13 protein-coding genes are annotated in these 19,199 nt (G+C 37.4%); 8 read left to right on the top strand and 5 right to left on the bottom strand.

The window, feature by feature from the left end; genetic code table 11:
• Positions 1-22: 22 nt before the first annotated feature.
• The 5 genes from AC27VX_RS07970 to AC27VX_RS07950 form a co-directional block, all read right to left on the bottom strand.
• Positions 23-1,054, bottom strand: coding sequence for a cupin domain-containing protein (locus AC27VX_RS07970; protein WP_300689190.1), 1,032 nt, complete (start codon positions 1,052-1,054; stop codon positions 23-25).
• A 117-nt stretch (positions 1,055-1,171) separates the two neighbouring features.
• Entirely contained in the window at positions 1,172-2,107 is a 936-nt protein-coding gene (locus AC27VX_RS07965; RefSeq protein ID WP_488694925.1) for a DUF4349 domain-containing protein, read from the bottom strand.
• Between the two features lie 265 nt (positions 2,108-2,372).
• Positions 2,373-3,305 carry a DUF6438 domain-containing protein gene (locus AC27VX_RS07960; RefSeq protein WP_236858104.1) on the bottom strand — a complete coding sequence of 311 codons (933 nt, stop codon included), beginning with the start codon at positions 3,303-3,305 and terminating at the stop codon, positions 2,373-2,375.
• Between the two features lie 162 nt (positions 3,306-3,467).
• Entirely contained in the window at positions 3,468-5,063 is a 1,596-nt protein-coding gene (locus AC27VX_RS07955) for a peptide chain release factor 3 (RefSeq protein ID WP_236858105.1), read from the bottom strand.
• A 238-nt stretch (positions 5,064-5,301) separates the two neighbouring features.
• A complete protein-coding gene (locus AC27VX_RS07950) occupies positions 5,302-6,018 on the bottom strand; it encodes a hypothetical protein (protein WP_488694923.1) in 717 nt (238 codons plus the stop codon).
• Between the two features lie 232 nt (positions 6,019-6,250).
• On the opposite strand from AC27VX_RS07950, the gene AC27VX_RS07945 reads away from it, so the two are divergent.
• The 8 genes from AC27VX_RS07945 to AC27VX_RS07910 all read left to right on the top strand — a co-directional run bounded on the left by AC27VX_RS07945 (position 6,251) and on the right by AC27VX_RS07910 (position 19,133).
• Positions 6,251-7,084 (top strand): CPBP family intramembrane glutamic endopeptidase, encoded by an 834-nt coding sequence (locus AC27VX_RS07945; RefSeq protein ID WP_488694921.1) that lies wholly within the window; start codon positions 6,251-6,253, stop codon positions 7,082-7,084.
• Between the two features lie 41 nt (positions 7,085-7,125).
• A complete protein-coding gene (rdgB, locus tag AC27VX_RS07940) occupies positions 7,126-7,701 on the top strand; it encodes an RdgB/HAM1 family non-canonical purine NTP pyrophosphatase (RefSeq protein ID WP_410681028.1) in 576 nt (191 codons plus the stop codon).
• A gap of 68 nt (positions 7,702-7,769) precedes the next feature.
• On the top strand, positions 7,770-8,684 hold the full coding sequence (locus AC27VX_RS07935) for a ribonuclease Z (RefSeq protein ID WP_236858108.1): 915 nt from the start codon (positions 7,770-7,772) through the stop codon (positions 8,682-8,684).
• Positions 8,685-8,690: 6 nt separating this feature from the next.
• Positions 8,691-9,461, top strand: a complete 771-nt coding sequence (locus tag AC27VX_RS07930; protein WP_410681031.1) for a TIGR02757 family protein — start codon at positions 8,691-8,693, stop codon at positions 9,459-9,461.
• Between the two features lie 13 nt (positions 9,462-9,474).
• Complete coding sequence (locus AC27VX_RS07925) at positions 9,475-10,032, top strand: DUF1003 domain-containing protein (protein WP_236858109.1); 558 nt, start codon at positions 9,475-9,477, stop codon at positions 10,030-10,032.
• A gap of 217 nt (positions 10,033-10,249) precedes the next feature.
• Positions 10,250-12,607 (top strand): choice-of-anchor L domain-containing protein, encoded by a 2,358-nt coding sequence (locus tag AC27VX_RS07920; RefSeq protein ID WP_488694918.1) that lies wholly within the window; start codon positions 10,250-10,252, stop codon positions 12,605-12,607.
• Positions 12,608-12,776: 169 nt separating this feature from the next.
• The gene (locus AC27VX_RS07915) at positions 12,777-16,355 is read left to right on the top strand and encodes a choice-of-anchor L domain-containing protein (protein ID WP_488694916.1); all 3,579 of its coding nucleotides are present in this window, start codon (positions 12,777-12,779) and stop codon (positions 16,353-16,355) included.
• 411 nt (positions 16,356-16,766) lie between these two features.
• Positions 16,767-19,133 (top strand): choice-of-anchor L domain-containing protein, encoded by a 2,367-nt coding sequence (locus AC27VX_RS07910; RefSeq protein ID WP_488694914.1) that lies wholly within the window; start codon positions 16,767-16,769, stop codon positions 19,131-19,133.
• Positions 19,134-19,199: the final 66 nt, after the last annotated feature.

Below are 19,199 nucleotides of genomic sequence, written 5' to 3'. Positions count from 1 at the left end.
TCATTTTCATATAGAGCTTCATTTACCTGATAATAAGCTTACCAGAGGTTGGGAAACGGTCTGCAATTTCATTGCCCACTCCAAAATTCCCTTTTAAAATATCTTTCGGATTTCCACTAATCCAACTGCTGAGATCAATTGCCTCATACAAGCCATTATTAAACCCAAGCAGTACAATAAGCTTTTCGCTTCCTGTATTTTTAATGTAATGTCCTGCACCCATTGGGACATAACCTACATCTCCTTTATTAAATTCGTCTTTTACAAACTGTCCTTCCGCAAGGAAAACACCCATTTCAGCTTTTCCCTGAATATAATATTGCCATTCATCAGCATTAGGATGCCAGTGTAATTCTCTTAATCCTCCCGGTTCTATTTCGAAAATACTTCCGGTAATGGTTTTTGCTATCTCAAATTCTTTCTGAGTAACTACTCTCTGCAAACCTCCACCGGGAACTACGATAGGTTGCTGAGCTCCCAATGGATAGCGGTGCTTTGACACTAATGAAATTTCATTTCTTGGTGACGCCAGTCCGGAACGAATATCAGGAAGTTCACATTTTGCAAAATAAGCTTCTCCCTGATGGAGCTGCTTAACTTCCTCTTCCGTCAGTCCTAAGTTCTGAGCGGCAATTTCCACCGGAATACTGGAGATAAAATCTGTAATACTAAAGGTATGGTCTTCAGAAAAATCACCATTGTCAAAAATTAAAATAAAATGGCAGCTTTTACTGCTGATACACTGCAGTACATGCCCATAACCTCTTGGGAAATACCATACATCTCCCGGGTTAAAAATATCAATAAATACATTCCCCTGAGGGTCGATAACAGTAGTACGCATCTGTCCTTCCAAAACATAACCCCATTCTGCAGCATTGGCATGCCAGTGAAGCTCGCGGATGGCTCCCGGTTCCAGATGCATACTAACGCCAGCCAGATTTTCAGAAGCTTTAAATTCCTTTACAGAAACCCCTCTTGTAATTCCGCCGGGACCTAGTCTTGGCTCCTTTTTTTCTAACTCATATTTGAAATTGGGAAGATCTTTACTCATGAGTTGGATATTTTGAAGATTAATACTATGATAAATTTAGAAATAAGAATTTATCTGTAATTCTATTTGTTATTAAAAAAATATTAAAATATTTACCGAGTACATTAATGTTTCAACCTATTTGGTGTCTTTGTGTGTGATATTTTTATTTCTTTTTTTGTAAAAATAATAGATTATACCTCCTATTAGTACTAAAGGCCATAATGGAATAATGAAAATGAAGATCGAAGTAATAACATCCCAGCCTGATCCAATAGCAGCCAATGATTTTCCACCAAAAGTTTTAGGTTCTTTGTCAGAATCTGTTTTATCTGCAATATTAATATTGATACTGCAAATCGTATTATCAGTATAATGATGCCCTGAAACCTGAATGTCTTTGGTCTCAATATCTCCGATATTATTGTTTAAAGCATCCATTAAGCCATCGAAATACTGGATAGGAACTTTGATATCCAGGCTGTATATTTTTTGATTGTCACTGCGATGATTGTCAGATTCTATATAAGAAAGGTTTTCGCTTTTGATATAGCCATTATTTTTGATGGCTTCTTCTCTGATGATTTCCTTTACCGTTTCAGTATTATCTGCCTTTATGGTAAGATATCCTGATTTTACCATTTTGTCTTTCGGCATATTCAGTTCATAGCTGTCGTTTTTCGGTCGGTCCTTATATATAATCTTCGTTTCTTTGATGATTTTGGGGGCAGGTAAATTCACAACAATTTTTTCAGCCTTTTTTGATGCGGAATCTTTTTTCTCAATTTTAGTTTCCAGTTTTACGGAAGCAATTTTATCGGACAGAGAATCTACAATTTTTGAAGTGTTTTCTATTTTCTGCTGGATGTCATTTTTTGCATTGTCAAAATCCTTTATTTTAATAGTAGCCGAATCCATTACCTGTTCAACTGTTTTGCCGGCATTATCAATAGCCTGTGTGGCAGTAGCAGCAGTGCTGTCTGCTGTCTGGATAGCTTCATGAATTTTAGTTTCTCCCTTTTTACACATGATGAAAGTGCTTGATAAAGCAACCAGTAATATGAACTTTTTCATAACATTAATTTTTTTGATGAAGTAAAATTAGAAGGGAAGTTCTTGTAAAGATTGTAAAGGAATTGTTTTACTTGTGTAAACTATTAATTACTTGATTAATAGATTTTTGTAAAATATAAATAAAGGGATTTTACAATTTTCCTTATTGAATAAATTAAAATAAAAGCTGAATTCTGCGGCTTGATATTGTAAAGAGCACTGCTGATAGCGCAAAAAAAATCTCTTTGAATAAAGAGATTTTTAAATATGGAAGGCATCATATTGTTTATTTCCAGTTTTGATTGAACCTTAAATCAAACAAGAGACTATAAATTCTGTCCAGACCATAAGTCCCAATCAATCCATAGTCTTTTATTTCTTTTACTTTTCCATTATTATAAGTTATTTTCAATGTTGACGACTGATCATCAGTCCAACCAACGGAGTATTGATTTTTTAAGTCTGGAAAATCAATATAATTTAAGAGGTTGATTATTTCATCATAGTTATTTTTTGTAACCAAAGTTTTAAAATTACCAACGATCTCTTTGTTATTTTTAGATTTGTCAATATTATAATATTCTGCTTTAAGTGATCCATTCCTGCTTTTATCAACTGAAATGTAAAACTGTGGACAGGTTCCGAAACATGCGCCTGTCTGATATTCAATTTTTTCAATATCATAAGCAGCGGGATTTGAGCTGTATTCTATAAAATCTCCATATTTAAATATCAGATCCTTTTTCTGCAACCTTGGTTTCTCTTCATTATCCCAATCCAATTCCGACATATAGTAATATTGGATGATCGAATCATTTTTGATCTTTGGAAAAGTGCAGTTTTGAAAAGACCTTCGCGTAAGCCTATTCAGTTTTAATGAGTTTTTCCCATAATTCATTACAATAAAAATGCTGAAATCATAATAATCCCCAATCCCCATTAAATCCGTATAACCATTATTATCAAAGTCAGCCTTATAAAATGCCTGTCCAATGTGCAGGGAATCTGCTATTCTTTTGCAAAAATCATTTTGTCCACGTTTTTCATTAAAATCAGCTATTTTTTTTATTTTAAATGATTTATTTCCGTTGAGTATTGTATTGATCAGATTTTCAGCTTCCGTCTCTGTTTTCAGTGAATCAATTTTAGAAAGGAATTTTTGGGAAAAAGAGTTTTGATAAATCAATACAGCCAGAAGGATAAAAATTATTTTTTTCATGATGAAGCTATGGTTAGTAGTTTATGGAGAGGGAAAACCAAATATAAGAAGATTTTAAAACAGAGAAAAAATACTTCAATTGAACGTAGAAGATATTTGGAATAAAAAATCCGCAGAAAATTTCTACGGATTGATATCTTTTCAGCAATAATGCTTTTTTATTTAGTGATCTTTGAATTCACTGATGAAGTGCAGTTTCACATTTGGAAATTTTTCCTGCGTCATATGAATGGTAAACGAAGAGTCTGCTAAAAATACCAGTTGGTTATATTTATCTCTGGCAAGAAATCTCTGTTTCAGTCTTGAAAATTCCTTAAACTCATCAGATTTCTCATCAGCTTCTACCCAGCAGGCCTTATGCATGGAAAGTGGTTCGTAAGTACACTTAGCTCCATATTCATGCTCCAGACGGTATTGGATAACCTCATACTGAAGTGCACCTACCGTTCCGATGATCTTTCTGCCGTTCATTTCCAGTGTAAACAACTGTGCAACCCCTTCATCCATCAACTGATCGATACCTTTTGCCAGCTGCTTAGCTTTTAGCGGATCGCTATTGTTAATATAACGGAAATGTTCAGGAGAGAAACTTGGAACTCCTTTGAAGCTTAGCTTTTCACCACCGGTAAGAGTATCACCGATTCTGAAACTTCCCGTATCATGAAGACCTACGATATCCCCCGGGAAACTTTCTTCTACAACCTCTTTTTTATCAGCAAAGAATGCATTAGGAGAGGAAAATTTCATCTTTTTACCTTCTCTTACCAGTAAATAATTTTCGTTTCTCTTGAAAGTTCCGGAAACAATCTTTACAAAAGCAAGTCTATCTCTGTGCTTAGGATCCATATTAGCGTGGATCTTAAAAACGAATCCTGTGAAAGTACTTTCTTCAGGTTTTACGATACGGATATCACTTTCTTTAGGTTGTGGCATAGGTGCAATATCAATAAATGCATCCAATAGTTCACGCACTCCGAAATTATTTAAAGCCGAACCGAAGAATACAGGCTGAAGATCACCTTTCATATAATCTTCGCGGCTGAATTCAGGATATACGGATTGTATCAGTTCAAGCTCTTCTCTCAATGCCTGAGCAGCTTTCTGACCAATTGCCTCATCAATGGAAGGGTCGTTAATATCTTCAAAAGTGATTGATTCACCTACTTTTTGTTTTTTCTCTTCAAGGAATAACTTGATATTGTTTTCCCATATATTGTAAATTCCCTGGAAATCACTTCCCATACCAATCGGAAGTGACAGCGGAACCACTCTTAATCCTAATTTTTGCTCTACTTCATCCAACAGATCAAAAGCGTCTTTACCTTCACGGTCAAGCTTATTGATGAAAACCAGCATAGGAATGTTTCTCATTCTGCATACCTTAACCAGTTTTTCAGTCTGCTCTTCAACCCCTTTTGCAACGTCAATTACAACGATTACAGAATCTACAGCAGTTAATGTTCTGTAGGTATCTTCAGCAAAGTCCTTGTGCCCGGGAGTATCCAGGATATTGATTTTATGATCTCTATATTCAAAAGCCAATACGGAAGTTGCCACAGAGATTCCTCTCTGTCTTTCAATTTCCATAAAGTCGGAAGTAGCTCCTTTTTTTATTTTGTTGGATTTTACTGCACCCGCTTCCTGGATTGCACCCCCGAAAAGAAGAAGCTTTTCAGTAAGCGTTGTTTTTCCGGCATCCGGGTGGGAAATGATCCCGAAGGTCTTTCTTCTTTGTATTTCTTTGATTAAGTCTGACATATCGTATTTTGAAGTTGCAAAAATCGTGATTTTTTATGAGGGTTTCAAATAATTTGATAAATAAATGATTGTATGATGCCGGGAGGGTAGTTTGAAGGTTTTGCTGTAATAGTATTTAATAGTTTCAGAGTAGAAGAATGGATACGTTTAAGGGCCTTGGAGTAGGATTGCAAGTCTGTAGAGCAGGCAGACTGCCCGGATTCTGATAATGAAAGATGTGGTATCTGAAATCTGATCTCTATACCAGAAAATTAATAACAAGCACAATGGAATACAATAAGCAAAAGATAAGGGCAAGTAAAATAATCGTTATAAAAAATTCAAATTCTGCCGATTTTTGAACAGGACGTGCTTTTGCAGACAGATTGTATTCTTCAAGTGTTTGCTGTTCTATTTTCAGATCCGGCCTGAAATTTTGAACACCAATTAAAAAGTGTCTGTACAGGTCATATTTATTTTTTAAAATGTAAATACCATAATTGAAACCAATCCCGGTTTCCTGTATCTGTCCGCTTTCATTTTTCTTAAAAATCTTTATAGATTTCGTGAAGGAAGGCTGAGTGTTGGTTACACTTCTTACATCGGGAAGAAAAGAATCGTCAGACCTGAAGAGTTCTGTATATAAAGTATTGGTAATGATCTCATTACTGTAATTGTAAACATAAACTCCTTTTTCATTGATGACCACTTTCTGAAATTCTTTTTCTTTGATGTTAATCATATACGGAATCAAAAATATAGAAATGATAATGCATACGATTTCTGTTATAAGAATAATAAAAAACCGGTCCAGATGATAAGAATAGTAATCATTGAAACCCTGGTTGAAAAGCTCACAGAAAAGCAGCAGAATCAAAGCCGCTATTATAACAGTAACCAGCCATGCTGCGCACAGGGCAAGATAAGCTATGGGCCAGTTAACCTCAGATTCTATTATTTGGAATTTTTTCCCCATTCGCATGATCTTTAGGTAAATGCTATTGTTGTTATTTTATTTACAGCCGGATAAAATGATAAAACGGAAATTATAAATCTATTTATTTTAAATTCCAAAATTGAAAGTCGTAAACAGGTATTCATTTTGTGGTTTTATGCGATTAGAGCGAAAATAAGTATTTTCTTTTTTAGTTGCCTGTGGTATTCAAAAAAATTATCTTTGTTTCACTAAATTTTTACAGAGAAATAGAATGGAAAATAGCAGGTATCCGAAGTTTACTTTTACATGGCTGGGCGCTGTTACATTGGTAGTTGGATTGTTTGTAGGAACAATGGCTGTTTCTTTATTCAGTATTTTTTGGAAAGTGGCTTTCAAAGAAAATATAGAGCTTAAAGACTGGTTTCTTATGGTGGCCAACTCTGTAGGATTCCTTACGGCAATTGCCTTTTTTGATTTTTTCATTGTAAGGCGTACCACGAATATGAAGCTTAATTTCAACTTCTCGTCCGTGAACTTTTATACTTATCTCCTTATTTTTCCTATGATGGCCGGTATGATGTTCATTTCTGAATTCGTGACGGCTCAGATTCCTACTACAGGACCGTTTTTTGGAGACTTTTATGAATATTTCACCCGGCTGATGAGCCAGCTGACTGATGACCCTGTAATCATGATCATCATGACGGTAATCATGGCGCCGATTTTTGAAGAAATTATTTTTAGGGGAATTATTCAGAAAGGATTGATCAATAAAGGGACAGAACCCTGGAAAGCAATTCTCTACGCATCCATTATTTTTGGAGTGGTACACGGAAATCCCTGGCAGTTTATCAGTGCTGTAATGCTTGGATGTGTTCTGGGATTGGTATATTATAAAACAAAATCACTGCTGATGCCGATGTTGCTGCATGGGTTTAATAATTTGACCCTTTCATTATTGGTTCTTTATAATAGTAAAAATGAAAGCTTCGCAGAAGCATTTAAGGTTTCAGAGTGGCTGATATTGGCTGTAGGGCTCGTACTGTTTTCAGTATTTTATTATCTTTTTATGAAAAAGTATAAAGTGCATTATGCCGAATTATAAACAGCCGGAATTGAAAAGTAAAATTGAAAATAAATATAGAAATGGAATTATTAGTCGCTACACACAACGAACATAAAAAAGAAGAAATTCAACAGATCCTGGGAAATGATTGTGTGGTGAAAAGTCTTACCGATTACAATATCCATGAAGAGATTGTAGAAGATGGAGACTCTTTTCGTGCCAATGCTTTAATCAAGGCAAAATATTGTTTTGAAAAGACCGGAATACCAAGTTTGGGGGATGACAGTGGTTTGGTAGTGGAATCCCTTGACGGAAGACCTGGGATTTTCTCAGCCCGTTATGCAGGTGACCATGATTTTGCTAAAAATATTGAAAAAGTGCTGGAAGAAATGAAGGAAATAGAAAATAGGAAAGCCTATTTCATAACTGTTCTATGCTACTATGATCAAAATGGAGCACAATATTTTGAAGGAAGGGTGTATGGGAATCTACTGGCCGAAAATAAAGGATTTAAAGGATTTGGTTATGATCCTATTTTTGTTCCTGAGGGATATGGGAAAACCTTTGCAGAAATGAATCCTGAAGATAAAAATAAGATTAGCCACCGCAAACAGGCATTAGACTTATTTATGGATTTTTTAAAAGTGACAGATTAAATTTATTAATAAAGGTAAAATACCCATTTAGATTTTCTGTCGTACATTTGTTACAATAAACTATTGATTTGAGTACTTATTTAACGATACTAGGCTTTAATTCAGCTATCCCGACCATCAATACATCACCCACAGCACAGCTGCTGGAAATGGAAGAAAGACTTTTTCTGATCGATTGCGGAGAAGGTACACAGGTACAGCTGAGAAAAGCAAAAGCGAGATTTTCAAAAATCAATCATATTTTTATCTCTCACCTTCATGGTGACCATTGTTTTGGTCTCCCGGGGCTTATAGCTTCTTTCCGTCTTTTGGGGAGAGATACCCCTTTGCATGTTTATGGTCCCAAAGGAATCAAGAAAATGCTGGAAACTATTTTTCAGATTACAGAAACCCATCGTGGCTTCGAAGTAGTTTATCATGAACTGGATAAGGACTATTCTGAGAAAGTTTATGAAGATAACAGAGTAGAGGTGTATACTATCCCTTTGGATCATAGAATTTACTGTAACGGCTATCTTTTTAAAGAAAAGCCGAAAGACAGACATCTTAATATGAAGGAAATTGCTAAATATGACGAAATTGAAAGCTGCGATTATCACAATATAAAAGCAGGCAAAGATTTTGTACTAAGTGATGGGTATGTTCTTAAAAATGAAGTGTTAACTTTACCTCCGGCTCCGTCAGTGTCTTATGCTTTCTGCAGTGATACCCGTTATCTTGAAAGCGTAATCCCGATTATTAAAAATGCAACGGTTCTTTATCATGAATCTACTTTTTTGCATGATCTTAAGGAGATGGCTGATTATACCGGGCATACTACAGCATTAGAGGCTGCAACCATTGCACAGAAAGCACAGGTCGGAAAGCTTATTTTAGGGCATTTTTCCAACAGATATGCAGACCTTACCGTATTTACAGATGAAGCGAGAAATATCTTTCCAAACTCATTTTTACCCAAAGCATTGGAAAGTGTAAAGATTTAAATAAATATGCTGAAATTTGAAGAGTTAAGAAGTTTTCTGGACGAAAAGGCTGACCAGTACAATGCTCCCGATTTTATTGAAAATGACCCTATACAGATTCCACATCGTTTTTCGTTAAAACAGGATATTGAAATTGCGGGTTTTCTGGCAGCAACTATTTCCTGGGGAAACAGAAAGTCAATTATCAAATCTGCAGAGAAAATGCTTGATATTATGGGCAATTCTCCCTATGATTTTGTGTTGCATTACTCAGAAAAAGATTTAGATGATATTCGGGATAAAAGTATTCACAGGACCTTTAACGGGCAGGATTTTTCGTATTTTATCAGGCAGTTTAACAGGATTTACAAAGAGAATGAAAGTCTGGAAAGCCTGTTTGAAATAAAAGGATCGGAGGCTAACTTTCTGCATGCAATAGAAAGATTCAGAAGCAGCTTTCTTGAAACTGAAAAACACAGAAGTCATAAACATATCAGTTCGCCCTACAAAAACTCTTCTGCCAAAAGAATTATTATGTTTTTGAGGTGGATGGTTCGTAAAGATAAGCGGGGAGTGGATTTTGGAATCTGGCAAAATATAGATCAGAAATATCTGTCTATTCCATTAGATGTTCATACAGGGAATATTTCCAGAAAACTGGAACTGGTTTCAAGAACACAGAATGACTGGAAAACCGTGGAAGAGCTGGATACTGCCATTCGGAAATTCGATGAAAATGATCCTGCAAAATATGATTTTGCATTGTTTGGATTAGGAGTTACCAAAGAACTGTTGTAAAAATAGAATTAAGATGAAAAAATATAACGAAAAAACAGAAGTTCTTGAAAAGATAGCTGATAGTATTACTTCATGGATTGGTTCTATTCAGTCTCTGATAGTACATACAGTTCTTTTTCTTACTTCATTTCTGCTTCCTATGGTGAAGCTTGTGGAGTTTGATAAAATGCTTCTGATTCTGACCACGGTGCTTTCTCTGGAAGCTATTTATCTGGCGATCTTTATTCAGATGTCTGTGAACAAAAGCCACGAGAAAATTGACGATATCCAGGAGGATATTGAAGATATTCAGGAGGATATTGAGGAAATCAGTGAAGATATTGAAGAGATCAGCGAAGATATAGAGGAGATCAATGAAGATATTGAAGATATTCAGGAAGATATTGAAGAAATCAGCGAGGATATTGAAGAGATCAACGAAGAAGAGGAGGAAGAAGATCACAATGAAAGAGCTAAGAATGTAATATTGAAAAGTAATGTAAGCTCAAATAAAAACGAGATAAAAGCTTTGAAAGATATTATTATTCAGCTTAAGACTGAAATTGAACAGTTGAAGAAAGATGAGAACTAGAAATTGAATTTCAAAAAGATATATTATTTTAATAAAACAGAAAAAGCAGATCATTTTTTAGATCTGTTTTTTTATGCTAAAATTTTATCTGGTAATTTATGAAAAGTGTAAAAATAAAATACATTTATTGTAAATATATATATTGAATAAGGGGAAAACTGGCAGCTAATTGAAATATTAGGAATAAAATTGCTACATTTGAAGAAATGAAAATAAAATGTTTAATTATAGAATAAAAAACTATTTTTTCCTTTTTTCCTTTTTATTGGTTTCTGCATCTGTATTTTCTCAAACAAAGCCCGGCAGAAAACCGCAAAGGATAAAACCTTCTGCTGCCAGTCTTAGAGCTGGAGCTTTTATAGATGTTAACGTGCCTCCCTATGCACCCTCTACTTTCACTGCGGAGCAGCTGGTGAAAAATATTCTGATCAACGGAGGTACCAGCTGTAGTACAGCCAATGTCACGAATGTTACCGTTAGCCCAAATCATGATGTGGATAATGCTAATAGATTTTGGGGGTATTTTAATAAAGGAACCACCAATTTTCCCTTTAATGACGGTATTGTGCTCACAACAGGTTATGCTTCTGAAGCGGGAAATACCTATGTAGCCGATGTAGGGGGAAATGTAGGAACAGGAAGTGATCCTGACCTTGTTGCCGCAACCAATCCTCAAACCGGTCTTTTGGATGCCGTAGCGCTGGAATTTGATTTCATTCCCAATTCTACTCAGGTAAAATTTAATTATATATTTGCTTCGGATGAATATACCTCGAACTTTCCATGCAGTGGTTATTCTGATGCGTTTGCACTTTTGCTGAAAAAAGTAGGGGACCCTACTTATACTAATCTTGCTATATTGCCCGGAGGAGCAGGGCCTGTAAGTGCTACTAATATTGTACCCGCCGGAAATGGGTTTTCTTGCGGACCAATCAATGCTGCCTTTTTTGGTGGTTTGAGTAATCCACATGTGCTAATTAATTACTTTGGAAGAACAATTCCTTTAACGGCTGTTGCCGATGTAATTCCGGGACAGACCTATCACTTCAAAATGGTATTGGCAGATGCAACAGACAGAACCCATGACTCAGCTGTTTTTTTAGAAGGTGGATCTTTTGATGTAGGAATTAAAATTGTAGATGAAGGCGGCGTTGTCCTGCCTGGTAGTATCAATATGTGTGACAATACTCCCAAGCAGCTGAAAGCGCAGGTGGCCCCGATTCCGGGAATGACCTTCCAGTGGTATAAAGACGGCGTTGCGATTCCGGGAGCTACAAGTGCAGTTTATATTGCCAATCAGCCGGGGGTATATGTGGTAAAAGTAATGGTTCCGGGAAATCAGTGCCCGAGTGAGGCTACTATTACCGTAGTAGGAGGAACAAGTCCTACTGTACAGGATGCTGTACTAAAGCTTTGTACCACACCTACGCTGGGTACATTCAATTTAGAAGACGCGAAACCTCTGATCAGTACAACCCAGGGAGCGGTATTCCGTTTTTATGCTAACCAGGCGGATGCTCAGGCTCAAAATAACAGTAATATTACCAACCTTACAACTTATAACGGAACAGACGGTCAGATACTGTATGTCCTTGTTTCGAATGGTGCATTTTGTAGTAAAATAGCAACATTGACTTTAAGAAAAGAAGAGACCCCTGTTGCGCAGCTTACAGCCGCAAAACTGAAAATTTGTGTTGGGGAATCAACGCTACTGACCGCTTCGGGCGGAGTAACGTATCAGTGGAATGATACCTCCAGTACCGGAGGGATAAGAACAGTAAGCCCAACGAAAACAACAACGTATACTGTATATGCTATCGGAGCGCAGGGATGTAAATCATTGCAACCGGTTCGTATTACAATTGAAGTTGTACCGGCTATAGTCTCTACATTGAAAGGGGGCCATATCTGTCTGGGTGATAAGATCATTCTGGATGCAGGATCAGGTCCGAACTATACTTATATCTGGAATACAGGAGAAACTACACAGACTGTTACAGCAGCTACACCTGGAGAATATACAGTGACAATAAGCAACGGAGTCTGTTCACAAGCCTTTAAAACGCAGGTCATTCAGGCTGTTATCCCTGAAGTGACAAAAGTTGATTATAATGATAAAGGAACCATGATCCTTACAGCTAGTAATCCAAGTAATGGGATACTAGAATATTCTGTGGATAATGGAGTTACCTGGCAGTCTTCAAATGTGTTTAATAATGTTCCTAAAAATAAGATCATTACCATTAGAGTAAGAGTGAAATATACAAGTTGTGTAGGCTTCCTTGAATACTTTACCTTCGTGATGAAAAATGTAATTACACCAAATGGAGATAATATTAATGATATCATTGATTTCAGGGGGATTGTAGATTACAAAGATTTCAGCGGAAATGTTTATGACCGATATGGGAAAGAAGTATTTAAAGCTGAGAAGATCAGGCCTTATTGGGATGGATATTTCCAGGGGAAAAAGCTTCCTACCTCATCATATTGGTATCAGGTAACCTTTGAAGATCCCGCCAGCAAACAACTTACTGTGAAAACAGGCTGGATATTGCTTAAAAATATAGAGTGATTTTAAACTATAATTGAAAGACTGGCATTTTTGTCAGTCTTTTTTTATTGTTTAGGAATAAATAGAGTTGATATTCTACGATAAATAAATTTGCGTTAGTAATAATGTAAATTCTGTTAAGTTGAATTTTAATCAAAAAAAATACTATTTTTGTTTAAAATAATATAAAATGTTAAATAGGAGGATAGGAAGTTTATTTTTAGTGTTATTTTTTGCTCTTATTAGTAATTTTTTCTTTGCCCAGAACAGAGAAAGAGTAGAGGTTGCTAAAAGGCCTGGTGCTGCCTCTCTGAGAGCAGGAGCTTTTATAGACGTCAATGCACTCAGCTATCCTGAATCCAGTTATCCTATTACTCAGCTGATAAAGGATGTTCTTATATCAGGAGGAGGCTGTGCTACATCCAATGTAAGTAATGTGACGGTGTCTCCTAATCTGGCAGCCAGTAATCAAAACAGAAGCTGGGGATATTTTAATAAGTCAAATACCAATTTCCCTTTCAGTAAAGGGATCATACTTTCCACCGGATATGCCAACAAAGCAGGAAATGTTTTCCAGAGTGCTTTAAGTGATGACCTGGGCACAGGAGGAGATACAGACCTGGCTAATGCGTTGGGAATTGCTAACTCTAACCTGACCAATGCTACCTCTATAGAATTTGATTTTGTTGCAGCTTCTACAGAAGTTACGTTTCGATATTTATTTGCCTCTAAAGAATACCAGCAAAACTTTCCATGTACGATCACAGATGGATTTGCTTTATTATTAAAAAAATCAACTGATCCTACTTATACCAATTTAGCGGTGCTTCCCGGAGGGGCAGGCCCGGTGAGTGTTACCAATATTCACCCTGCCTACAACAACTGCGGACCCAAGAATGAGGCCTATTATGGAGGAACAAATACCGCTCAGATTGAAACCAATTTCAATGGGCGTACCATTCCTTTAACAGCAAAGGCTGCTGTTATCCCGGGAGAAACCTATCATTTTAAGATTGTACTGGCTGATTATCAGGATCCCAATTTTGACTCAGCAGTATTCTTAGAAGCGGGATCATTTGATATTGGAGTAAAGATTCTGGACCCTTCCGGAGTACAGCTGCCTACATCTGTGAATATGTGTGATAATACCCCGCAGACTTTCACTGCTTCTGTTCAGGCACCTAATGTGACTTATCAGTGGTTTTTAGGCACTAACCCTATTCCTGGAGCTACCAATGCCAGCTACACCGCTACACAGCCGGGAGTTTATACAGTTAAGGTATATATTCCGGGAAACAGCTGTCCCGGAGAAGCTACTGTTACAGTAGTTGGTGGAACATCGCCAACTGTACAGAATGCGACCCTGACGGCTTGCTATACAGCAGGAAATACAATTTTTAATTTACCACTGGCACAGACCTCAATAAGTACTACTGGAGGTGCCGTGTTTTCTTATTATACAACACTAGCAGATGCTACGGCAGGAAATGCAAATACAATTCCTAATCCTACAGCCTATTCAAGTGCGGGAGGCCAGACAGTATATGTAAGAGTCAGAAACGGTTTTTGTTCAAAAGTAGCAGAGCTGCAGCTTGTAAAAGCACCGCAGATGACAGCTTCTATTGTACCCCCGGTGGCGTTAACCTGTGCTAATTCTCAGATCACCCTGAATGCTTCGGCCTCGGTTTATCCGGCAGGCGCTGCATTCAACTGGACTACAGCAGGAGGGAATATTGTTTCTGGAGGAACTACCTTAAATCCTGTTATCAATGCGCCGGGAACATATACTTTAACAATAACCCAAACCTATCAGCCAGGAAACATTAGCTGTACCACTGCGGGAAATGTAATCGTTACAGGAGATAGTGCTCCACCGGTTACAGGGCTTACAGCAAGCAAAATCAAGATATGTAAAGGAGATTCGGTGATACTTACTGCCTCAGGGGGTGTTACCTATACCTGGACAGCGCTTCCGGGAACTGGAAATACACAGACTGTATCACCTACTGTCACCACTACTTATACCGTAACTGCTGTAGGAGCTAACGGATGCGTGTCTCAGAATCCCGGTACAATAACGATCGAGGTATCGGAGCCTTTTACAGCACAAAATGCAATATTACATAAATGTTATCAGCCGGGATTGGCTTATAATCTTACAGAGGCACAGACTCAGATCACTTCTGCTGCGGGAGTAACATTTACTTATTATATTAATCAGGCAGATGCCAATGCTGCCAATGGTAACTCTATTGCCAATCCTACAGCATATTCGCCACCGGGAAATCAGACGATATATGTATTGGTAAGCAACGGAGGCTGTAGCTATGTGGTTTCCTTACAATTGTTGAGAACTGCTGAAACTACACTCACAGTAGCAGCTCCGCAAACGGTTACCTGTACAACACCTCAGGTGACAATCAATGCTTCTGCATCTGTAATACCAACCGGTTCTACCATTTTGTGGACCACTACCGGAGGAAATATCATTTCTGGAGCTAATATGCTTACCCCTGTAGTAAGTGCCGGGGGAACTTATACACTGACGGTAACCAATATATCTCAACCAGGTAACTTAAGCTGTACCTATACTTCAACAGTAACAGTACAGGAAGATAAAGTAGCGCCAATTGCTGCATTGGTATCATCACAGCCTCGTATATGTGTAGGGGAGTCTGTTACTCTTACTGCTTCGGGAGGAGCTACTTATAATTGGGGTGGTGGTCTTACAGGAAATGGAAATACCCAGGTAGTTTCACCTACGAATACAACAGTATACACAGTGTATGCAGTAGGTGCTAATGGATGTATATCGGCAACGCCTGCAACAGTTACCGTTCAGGTAGGTCCGCCTGTAGCCGGAATTGCAGCTTCGAAATCAAAAATCTGCGCAGGAGAATCAGTAACTCTTACCGCTTCGGGAGGAATTACGTACAATTGGATTGGTCTTACCGGAAATGGAAATACTCAGCTTGTGAGCCCTACAGTAAATACAACTTATTCTGTATACGCGTTGGGAGGAAACGGATGTAGTTCTCTGGATCCAGCTACAATTACCATTGAAGTAGTTCCCGCAATTGTTTCTACTATAAAAGACGTTTATGTTTGTTCCGGAGATAATGGAACTCTGGATGCCGGAGCTGGACCTAATTATACTTACTTATGGAATACAGGAGCAACTACTCAGACAATTACCACCAACCTGCCGGGAACGTATTCTGTGACCATCAGTAATGGGGTTTGTTCAAAAGTTTTCTCAGCCCAGCTGATCAATCCGGACCTGCCGCAATTTACGAATGTTGTTTATGATAATCATGTTCTTACCGTTACAGCAAGTAATCCTACAGGTGGTATTTTAGAATATTCAATAGATGGAGGTTTGACCTGGCAGCCGTCTAATATATTTTATGGTCTTTTAAATAATACAATGTACAGCCTGATGGTAAGGGTGAAAGGAGCGAAGTGTGGAACCACATTGGACTATTTTACATTTGTCATCAGTAATGCGATTACTCCGAATATGGATGGGGTAAATGACACCATAGACTTTACGGGAATCAGCGGATATAAAGATTTTGCAGCTTCCATTTTTGACAGATACGGTGCAGAAGTGTTTAAGGCTTCAAAAGGTGATGCCATATGGAGAGGATCTTTAAAAGGCTTAAACCTGCCTACAGGTACTTATTGGTATAGAGTACAGTGGGAGAATCCGGCCAGTAAAAAAATGGAACAGCGTTCAGGCTGGATCCTTTTGAAAAATAGAAATTAAATAATGAACAATAAACCAAAAAAAAATCTTTCATCACCTGAAAGATTTTTTTTGTTTTTACCAGTATTATACTTTTATGAGTGATCAGAAATTAGAAGATAGGATGTTGAGTTCTTTTTTTTATAAATTGAGATTTTATTTATTTTTTACGTTTAGATATTTCAATTTTGTGATATTTTCAACTTAAAAATGGCTGTATTGAAAAATATGAGTTATTACTAAATATTCTCTTTTTTTATCAAATGTTGAACGTTTTAGAGTATATTGTGTCATCTGTATTTTGTTGGGGTTAGTGCCGGGTAATGGGGATTTGTCGCAAGAGTTTTGTATTTTTGTTTTTTTATTATAAAAATAATGAATATGTGTGTGGTATATTTAAAAAAAAATTAAATTTGTTGAAACAAAAATATTATGACAAGATATCTACCGCTTTGTTTATTATTTACCGTGTTCTCTACTTTTCTATTTTCACAAAACCAACCCCTGCCATCCAGAAAACCTGTAAAGGAAAAAGCTTCTGTACTGTCGCGAAGAGCAGGTGCTTTTATTGACGTGAATGCTCCCGCATATGTGGAAACCACTTACAGTATAGAAAAGATGGTAAAAGACGTATTGATCTCCTCTGGAACCAATACCTGTCTGACCCCGAATGTGACTAATGTGAAAATTACGCCTAATCATGCTCCTACGGAAGCAGACAGAGCATGGGGGTACTTTAATAAAGCAGCCACCAATTTCCCCTTTAAAGATGGGCTTATACTTTCTACAGGATTTGCCAGAAGAGCAGGTAATGCCTTTGAAAGCGGTACTTTGGGAGATGTCAACGGGGGAGGATCTGATCCTGACTTAGCACAGGTAATCGGTGTTGTAGAAAACAGATTGAATGATGCCGTACTTTTGGAATTTGATTTCGTTCCTACTACTTCTCAGATTAAATTTAATTATTTAATTGCATCCGAAGAATACACAGGATCATTCCCTTGTACCTTTGCAGATGCTTTTGCGATATTACTTAGACCTACTTCGGGTGGACCCTATATAAATATGGCGGTGCTTCCCAATGGAGCAGGACCGGTAAGTATTACCAATATTCACCCGGCGATAGGATCATCTTGTGGTGCTGTGAATGAACAGTATTTTGGAGGATATAATACAGCCAATGTTGAAACAAATTTTAACGGAAGAACAGTTCCGCTTACCGCTACTGCAACGGTAGTGGCAGGACAGCAATACCACTTTAAAATGGTTATCGCAGATTATAGTGACCATAGTTATGATTCAGCAGTATTCTTGGAAGGAGGATCTTTCAATATTGGAGTAGATCTTTTAGATCCTGCAGGAGCTAAATTACCCACAGATATCAATGTATGTGACAATGTACCTCAGGTGATCACAGCTTCAGTGAATGATCCGAATTTAGTTTACCAATGGTTTTATAACGGAGCTCCGGTACCTAATGCTACAACGAATACAATTACAGCATTACAGCCGGGAACCTATACTATTGAAGTAAGTGTTCCTGGAAATCCATGTCCGGGTAAAGCTTCCATACAGATTCATGGGGGAACAACGCCACAGGCACAGGATGCCACATTGTTATTGTGTACTACACCTGATATTACCACTTTTGACTTAAGTACAATAACATCTTCTATAAGCCCAACTCCGGGAGCTATCTTTAAATTCTATGTCGATCAGGCTGATGCTATTGCACAGAACAATAATTATATCCAGACTCCATTAAACTATAATGGTAACGATGGACAGATTCTATATGTTGTGGTTTCAAATGGAGGTTTCTGCAGCAAAATGGTTGAACTGAAGCTGCTGAAGGAAACAACGCCAACGGCTACTGTGAAATCTTCCAGAATAAAAATATGTCCGGGAGAATCTGTTACCCTGACAGCGGACGGTGGAGACACCTATCTGTGGAGCAATTTCATGGGAACGGGCAATATGCAGACGGTTACGCTCTATCAGACTACTGTATTTACAGTATATGCAATTGGAGCAAAAGGATGCAAATCTTTGAACCCGGCAACGATCAGAATAGAAGTCACTCCTGAAATCACTTCACCTTTAAAAGATGTTGAGATGTGCGTGGGAGATAAAGTAACTCTTGATGCAGGGGCAGGAACCGGCTATAAATACCTTTGGAGCACGGGCGCAACTACACAAAAAATAGAGGTAGACCAATGGGGAATTTACTCAGTAGAAATAGATAACGGGATTTGTAAAAAAATCTTTGAGGCTAAAGTAATGGGAGCAGCTACTCCATTTTTTACTGCATTGAACTATGAAAGTATAAAGAAAACAGTAACTTTTACTGTAGAAAACCCTCCGATGAATAATTTGCCAAGTACTTTGGAATATTCAATTGATAACGGAATTTCATGGCAGGCCTCGAACGTATTTACCAATCTTTTGGATAATACAAACTATACTGCTTTAGTAAGAAGAGTAGGAACTCATTGTGTGGGAAGTCTTGACTTCTTTACCCTTCAGATCAATAATATTATTACTCCAAATGATGACGGAGTAAATGATGTGCTGGACCTTAAAGCGCTTGGAGATTTTAAAAACTTTACAGGCTCTATCTATGACAGATATGGAGTAGAGATGTTCAGATTCTCAAAAGAAACTCCAATTTGGGACGGAACAGTAGGAGGCAAGAGATTACCTACAGCAACATATTGGTATAAATTTAATTTTGAATACCCAAGATCAAAAGCCCAGATGAACTGGTCAGGATGGATTATGTTGAAGAACAGAAATTAAAATTGATAATGTATAATAATAAACCGGCTGTTTCTTTTTTTGAGACAGCCGGTTTTGTTTTAAGCC

This window comes from Chryseobacterium sp. 14P4.3.2 (genome assembly GCF_057799275.1).
The sequence above is the reverse complement of the archived record's forward strand: the minus strand, read 5'-3'. Positions and strand labels throughout refer to the sequence as shown.

Bases quoted from the DNA above. Each gene is read 5' to 3' on its own strand.
- AC27VX_RS07945 (WP_488694921.1), top strand. From the start codon at position 6,251: ATGGAAAATAGCAGGTATCCGAAGTTTACTTTTACATGGCTGGGCGCT.
- AC27VX_RS07925 (WP_236858109.1), top strand. From the start codon at position 9,475: ATGAAAAAATATAACGAAAAAACAGAAGTTCTTGAAAAGATAGCTGAT.
- AC27VX_RS07920 (WP_488694918.1), top strand. From the start codon at position 10,250: ATGTTTAATTATAGAATAAAAAACTATTTTTTCCTTTTTTCCTTTTTA.
- AC27VX_RS07960 (WP_236858104.1), bottom strand. From the start codon at position 3,305: ATGAAAAAAATAATTTTTATCCTTCTGGCTGTATTGATTTATCAAAAC.
- AC27VX_RS07910 (WP_488694914.1), top strand. From the start codon at position 16,767: ATGACAAGATATCTACCGCTTTGTTTATTATTTACCGTGTTCTCTACT.
- AC27VX_RS07950 (WP_488694923.1), bottom strand. From the start codon at position 6,018: ATGGGGAAAAAATTCCAAATAATAGAATCTGAGGTTAACTGGCCCATA.
- AC27VX_RS07930 (WP_410681031.1), top strand. From the start codon at position 8,691: ATGCTGAAATTTGAAGAGTTAAGAAGTTTTCTGGACGAAAAGGCTGAC.
- AC27VX_RS07955 (WP_236858105.1), bottom strand. From the start codon at position 5,063: ATGTCAGACTTAATCAAAGAAATACAAAGAAGAAAGACCTTCGGGATC.
- AC27VX_RS07915 (WP_488694916.1), top strand. From the start codon at position 12,777: ATGTTAAATAGGAGGATAGGAAGTTTATTTTTAGTGTTATTTTTTGCT.
- rdgB (WP_410681028.1), top strand. From the start codon at position 7,126: ATGGAATTATTAGTCGCTACACACAACGAACATAAAAAAGAAGAAATT.
- AC27VX_RS07965 (WP_488694925.1), bottom strand. From the start codon at position 2,107: ATGAAAAAGTTCATATTACTGGTTGCTTTATCAAGCACTTTCATCATG.
- AC27VX_RS07970 (WP_300689190.1), bottom strand. From the start codon at position 1,054: ATGAGTAAAGATCTTCCCAATTTCAAATATGAGTTAGAAAAAAAGGAG.